We start from the raw sequence: 5,672 nt of genomic DNA, 5'->3' as shown, positions 1-5,672 counted from the left end.
AAGTGATGGACATTCTGCTGTCCGAGCGAGGCTCCGAGGAGGCCTTCAAAAAGGCCGTAGAAAGAGCCCGTGAAATCGGCATTGCAGGACAGGCAATCCTCGAGGCGCGTTTTCTTTTCCACGTCGATCGCCACGAAGATGACGCGTTGGCAGCGATGCTGCCGGAGTTCATTGAGCGCCGTGAATCGTTCAAGCTTTCCGAATCGGAGATTTTCGCGGTGAAGGAAGACTGGCTCGCGGTGGTTGAGTATGTGCAGGCGATCGCCGCGCTGAAGAAGGGTAACAAGGATGACTTCAAGAAGCATATCACGGAGGCTTTCTGGTTGAGTCCGCGCCAAGGAGCGGCTTTCGCACCGCATATCGATCGGTTGCGGTTGAATGAGGCGATGCGCACGGTGCGTGTGGATTTCAACCGCAAGCTCGCTCCTCTCGCGGGAGGAGAAGCGGTGCCGCTCAACCAGATGCTTGGGGCGAACCGGGCGATGGTGCTGCATTTCTGGTCGCCCTGGAGCCGTGAGTGTGAAGCGACACTGCCGGGTCTTGCCGAGATCATCACCAGCCTAACAAAATCAAAGATCGGTTTCGCATCGGTGTTGCCGGAGCATGCGCCGAAAGTGTTGGAGAATGCGCGGAACATGGTGAAAGCCCTGGAAAACCCCGGGCCCGCGTGGTTCATCGATGATGAGGAGAATCCGCTCAATCGCGAGTTGCGGGTGCAGAGCGTGCCGGTGGTCATTCTCGTTTCACCCGAAGGCCGCGTGTTGTTCAACGGTCATCCGGATGACGATCTGTTCTGGAAATCGCTTCAGGAAGTGAGTCCGGATCTGGTGCGTCCGGCGTTGGATCATGTTCCTGAGGAACCATGAACGTAGTAATACGGCGTTCATCGTAATTGGCGTTTGATGGTTCGGTTTCCGGATCTTAAGTTTTGTTTAAAATCGTCGCATTTCAACTTGACGGAATTCCGAATTACTAGTTTCATCGTCGCAAGCAACGAGACGTTTCGTTCATGGCGCGACCCACCCATCCATCCAATTTGGAACTGCAGGCACTATCAGTGCTGTGGCATGATGGACCATCGACGGTAGCCGAGTTGCATGAGTCGCTGCCGGATGGCAAGGAGCGCGCCTACACCACCGTCCTATCGGTGATGCAGAGCTTGGAACGCAAGAGCCTCGTGAAGCGTGTCCGAGTTGGACGCGCTTACTCGTATGAGGCTGCCTATTCGCAGGAGGTCATTGTTCGTCGCGCGACGCATGATTTTCTAACCAACGCTTTTGGAGGACGCCTCGGTGAGGCAGTTCTCGCTATCCTCTCCGCCGGCACATTAACGCCGGAAGAGAAAACAAACATCGAACGCGAACTCCAACGACACAAAGCCATGGCTGCAAAAAAAACAGCGAAGAAGGCCGCGGCCAAAACCGCGAAGAAGGCCGTAAAGAAAGTTGCCAAGAAAGCTCCGGCCAAAAAAGCCGCAGCTAAAAAGGCACCTGCCAAGAAAGCCCCTGCCAAAAAAGCACCCGCCAAGAAAGCCGTGAAGACGGCGAAGAAGGCGGCCAAGAAGGTGGCGAAAAGCGCCAAAAAGACCGCCAAGAAGGCTGCCAAGAAAACCGTAGCGAAAAAGGCTCCGGCGAAGAAGGCTGCTGCCAAGAAAGCTCCGGCCAAAAAAGCCGCTGCCAAAACGGTCGCTCCTGCGAAAAAGGCACCAGCCAAAAAGGCTGCCAAGAAGGCCGCCAAGAAGGCCGCCAAGAAAGCTGCGAAAAAGTAACGTCACCGGGGTTTTTGAAGTGCGGGAAGCGACGGTCAACGCCGCTTCCTCCATTCTCAAGACCCTGATGTGAATCTATCAAAAAAGGCGGGAGGTCTCCGGATCTCCCGCCCTTTTTATTGAAATGGTTGAGGTTGGCTGGGGCTTTCCCGGGTTTGCTTGGTTCGGTGCCGAAGCGATGTTTGATCGACAGTCGCGGTTAGGATTGGTGCTGATTTGGGATGGCAGAGGATGAATGAGAGTGTGCCTCTTTGGAGACACATCCGCTTCGTCGTCCATCTTCTTGTCTGCTGGTCTATAGCAGGATGCTCGTCGATTTCCTCCGGCCGGTTTGATGGAGCTCTAATTATGATGACCGGAAGGTGCAGTCGCAAAGCATTGCGACTGCACTTTGGGAAAAACCGGCGGGAAAGTCGTTAGATTGATGGGGCAGGATGTCCCGTGTCTTTGGATCCGCCCTTTCGCGATCCGGTTCACTGACCTTCCTGTTGGCGTTGCTGCTCTTCTTGTTGGCGGCGCATTTCTTCCTGTTGCTGGCGTTGTTGCTCTTCTTGTTGGCGGCGCATTTGTTCCTCTTGCTGCCTGCGCATCTCTTCCTCTTGCTGGCGTTGCTGCTCTTCCTGTTGACGACGCATTTGTTCTTCCTGCTGACGGCGCATCTCCTCCTCCTGCTGACGACGCATCTGTTCTTCTTGTTGGCGGCGCATTTCCTCTTCCTGTTGGCGACGCATTTCTTCTTGTTGTTGGCGTTGCGCTTCCTCTTGTTGTTGGCGCATCTCTTCCTGCTGTCTCATTTGCTCCTGACGGGCTTCTTCCATTTCCTTTCGCTGTGCTTCTTCCTGTTGCTCGCGCATTTGTTCTTCCTGCTGGCGGCGCATTTCCTCCTGTTGTTTGATCTGCTCCTCGCGGGCTTCATCCATTTTTTTTCGCTGCGCTTCTTCCTGCTGGCGACGCATTTCCTCCTGTTGTTGCTTCATCTCTTCTTGCTTGGCTTCTTCGATTTGGCGCTTGCGCGCCTCTTCTTCTTGCATGCGTGCGCTCTCTTCCTTCTGTCGCTGGATCTCTTCGAGTTTCTCCCGAATCTGTTGGCGCATCTGCTCTTCCTTGCCCGGTTTGACGACCTCGGGTTGTTCGGGTTCGCGCATCGGACGCTCCGGTTCCTGCGGGTTCTCTTGAGCCGGAGGGTTGACCGGCTGTTCCGGGGCCTGAGGCTCGGTCGCTGGTTTCTCCGGCATGGATTCCTTCGGTTCCGCCTCCGGAGTGGCAGGTGGAGTTGGGCGTTGCGACGGACGTTCGCGATCCGGGCGTTCGACGGGCCGATTCGGCATGGGTTGATCCGGTGTTTGAGGTTCCGGAGTTTCCGTTGTTGGTGGCACGGGACGTTGGGTCGGCCGCTCGCGATCCGGGCGCTGGACCGGGCGGTCCGGCATGGGGCGTGCGGGAGGTTGTTCGGCTTCCGGAGCATCCGGATCGCCTGGTGTTAGAGGAATGGGCTGTTGGGTGGGGCGTTCACGATCCGGTCGTTCGCCCGGACGATCGGGCATGGGGCGCTCGGGTGGTGTCGGAGGATTCTCCGGATTCCCAGCAACGGGTGGAGTGGCGGATTCGGGATCCGCAGGTTGCGGGCGGTTGTTTCCGGGGCGTTCACGTTCCGGGCGATCTACTGGTGGTGTAGTAACTACTGGCGGGACTTGTGGCGGTTCCGGTTGTGGGTCGGGACGGCCCGGGCGATCGCGATCCGGACGTCCGGCGATGTCGGTGGGTTGCGGGCTTGCATCGCGGGTGATGCGTTCGATTTCGGCACGGTTGGATTCGAGGATTTCGCCACGGCGGCGATCAAAGGTGTTTCTTCCGCCGAGGCGTTCGATTGCGCGGTCGGCCTCGCCGCGTTGTTGCTCGCGGGTTTCGCGGAAGCGGTTGGTGATTTCGGGGTTGAGTGCGTTTTCACGTTCGACACGGACATTTTCGAGGCGATCACGGACGCGTCCCGGGCGGAGTGCGGCGTTCCAATTGGCGTCGACATCGGGTGCGGTGAGGCGGAGGTGGTTGCCGGAAATTTGCGGGCGGAAGCCGAGAGGATCGCGCCCCGGTCGGCGATGGTGGTCCACATCTAGCTGATAGAAAGGGAAGGGGCGGCCGATGCGTTGGGAGATTCGCTGATAGGCTGGGCCACCGCAGATCACGCGGTTCTCACGGAAGTGGATGTTGGTGATGTTGTTGGTTTGCCGGATGAAAATGATGTTCTGGCTGACCGGCAGGCAGTGGCGGTAGGCGGGTTCCGAGAAATGTTGGACAGAGACGAATGAGAACCACGAGGAGCTGATTCCGAATCGTGTCTCGACGGACGAGTCCCAGTGGTGCCCACGCCAACCGAGGGTTTCCGGAGGCAGCGGTGCCCAGCCGATGTGGCTTCCGCTTTCGCGCCAGCAAACCCAAGACGGCGCCCATTCGTTTCCGGGAACCCATACCCAGCCGACTCCGCGCAGAAGAGCCCAGCGGCCGTAGTGATAGCAGGCCCAGCCGAAAGGTTCTTCGGAAACAAAGGTCCAGCCGCGGTCGGTGCAGACCCAGCGACCACGGGTGTAGGGGCGCCAACTGGAATCACGGACCACGACCGGTTGCCAAACGTAACCGTAATCGGCGGTTTCAAACCACGAGCCGTATGAGGCGAGAGAGTCGTAAAACATCCCGTAGTCGGCAACGGGGAGGCGTTGGGTATGTGGGATCACCGGTGCCTGGCTCCATGAAGGAAGTGCCTCGCGTCCGGCGATTTCGAGTTCGCGCCCTTGAAGGAGTTGTTCCCGCTGTGCGATCGCGTCCTCTTTGCCTGTTAGATCCTGCTGAAGTTGTTCCAATCGATTCTCGCGGTCCGCTAGCATCTGTTCCCGGTCGGCAATCGCCTGATTTGCTGCCTCGGCCTGCGCGCCTTGGAGACGCTCCATTTCGATTCGCTGCTGCTCAATGGCCATGCGTTCGCGTTCGATGGCTTCGCGTTCGGCGGCGAGTTTGCGGTCTTCGAGTTCCTGTTCGAGCGCTTGCTGGCGTTGAACGGCATCGTTTGCCTGCTTTTCGAGCTCCTCCAGGCGCTTGCGGGTTTGTTCGGACTGGCGGTCGCAGCCAGTAAGGGTCAGCAGCAACGATGCGGCGAGAGGCAGGGCATAGCGGGGTTTCATAAAAATGCGGGGATCTGGCTCTTGGACGCGGAACGTCTCAAGAGTATTCACTCAAATCCCGAAACGGTGCGAGGGCAAGCCGTGTGCGCGGATTGACCGCCAGACTATTTGGCTGGTTTCGCGAGCCGCGCCTTGATCGCATCTTCAAGCACCACGGTGATCGAGGAAAGCGATTGGGAGCCTGAAGCCGGCGCGTCGAAAATGGACCCATTGGCTGATGCGTCGTTGCCGTTCTCCGGTCCGGGCTCGATGAGCATGACGTAGCGGGGAAAGCGGCTGGGCAGCCAATGGATCTGCGAGACTTTCACAAAGCGGCGAACCAATTCCTCGATTTGCGGGCGGCGGTCTTCCGGGATGGTCGTATTGAGAGTGATTTTCACGTGAGGATTGCGTTTCGCAGCACGCCTGAACGATGCCGGAGAACCCCTATAGCCTGCAAACGATGTGGAGGCGAGAACATATGCGAAAATCTGTAAATCGCCCATCAGGAATTCGATTCAGGAAAAATCCGGCGTTCTCTCAATCTTCGTCGATGCGGGAGCGATCCGACTCCTTCTGATCCGGCGCACGAAGCACCGCGTCCGGATCAATCCCGGGATCGTCCACCGAAAGCCAGTGACAGGCGATCACCTCGGTGATTTGAAATCCATGTCCCGATTCCTTAGACACACGCTGCACCCTCACCCGCAGGCGAATCATCCCACCCGGATCCTGACTTTTCAAATTTGAGC

Annotated in this window: 5 protein-coding genes; 2 read left to right on the top strand and 3 right to left on the bottom strand. The window is 57.9% G+C overall.

Features of this window, described 5'->3' with window-relative positions; genetic code table 11:
- A partial coding sequence (locus ACIQ67_RS20825; RefSeq protein WP_397536283.1) for a TlpA family protein disulfide reductase occupies positions 1–866 on the top strand: 866 nt, incomplete at its 5' end.
- A gap of 143 nt (positions 867–1,009) precedes the next feature.
- Positions 1,010–1,768 carry a BlaI/MecI/CopY family transcriptional regulator gene (locus ACIQ67_RS20820; protein WP_397536282.1) on the top strand — a complete coding sequence of 253 codons (759 nt, stop codon included), beginning with the start codon at positions 1,010–1,012 and terminating at the stop codon, positions 1,766–1,768.
- A gap of 473 nt (positions 1,769–2,241) precedes the next feature.
- On the opposite strand, the gene ACIQ67_RS20815 is transcribed toward ACIQ67_RS20820, so the two are convergent.
- The 3 genes from ACIQ67_RS20815 to ACIQ67_RS20805 all read right to left on the bottom strand — a co-directional run.
- Complete coding sequence (locus ACIQ67_RS20815) at positions 2,242–4,941, bottom strand: DUF6600 domain-containing protein (protein WP_397536281.1); 2,700 nt, start codon at positions 4,939–4,941, stop codon at positions 2,242–2,244.
- A 104-nt stretch (positions 4,942–5,045) separates the two neighbouring features.
- Positions 5,046–5,321, bottom strand: a complete 276-nt coding sequence (locus tag ACIQ67_RS20810; RefSeq protein WP_397536280.1) for a hypothetical protein — start codon at positions 5,319–5,321, stop codon at positions 5,046–5,048.
- Between the two features lie 139 nt (positions 5,322–5,460).
- On the bottom strand, positions 5,461–5,672 hold a 212-nt coding region (locus ACIQ67_RS20805), incomplete at its 5' end, for a hypothetical protein (RefSeq protein ID WP_397536279.1).

The sequence above is a fragment of the Roseateles sp. genome (genome assembly GCF_044373315.1).
Taxonomy (GTDB): domain Bacteria; phylum Pseudomonadota; class Gammaproteobacteria; order Burkholderiales; family Burkholderiaceae_C; genus JACDQM01.
The sequence above is the reverse complement of the archived record's forward strand: the minus strand, read 5'-3'. Positions and strand labels throughout refer to the sequence as shown.

Excerpts from the sequence above, each read along its gene's own strand:
- ACIQ67_RS20820 (WP_397536282.1), top strand. The coding sequence starts at position 1,010 with ATGGCGCGACCCACCCATCCATCCAATTTGGAACTGCAGGCACTATCA.
- ACIQ67_RS20815 (WP_397536281.1), bottom strand. The coding sequence starts at position 4,941 with ATGAAACCCCGCTATGCCCTGCCTCTCGCCGCATCGTTGCTGCTGACC.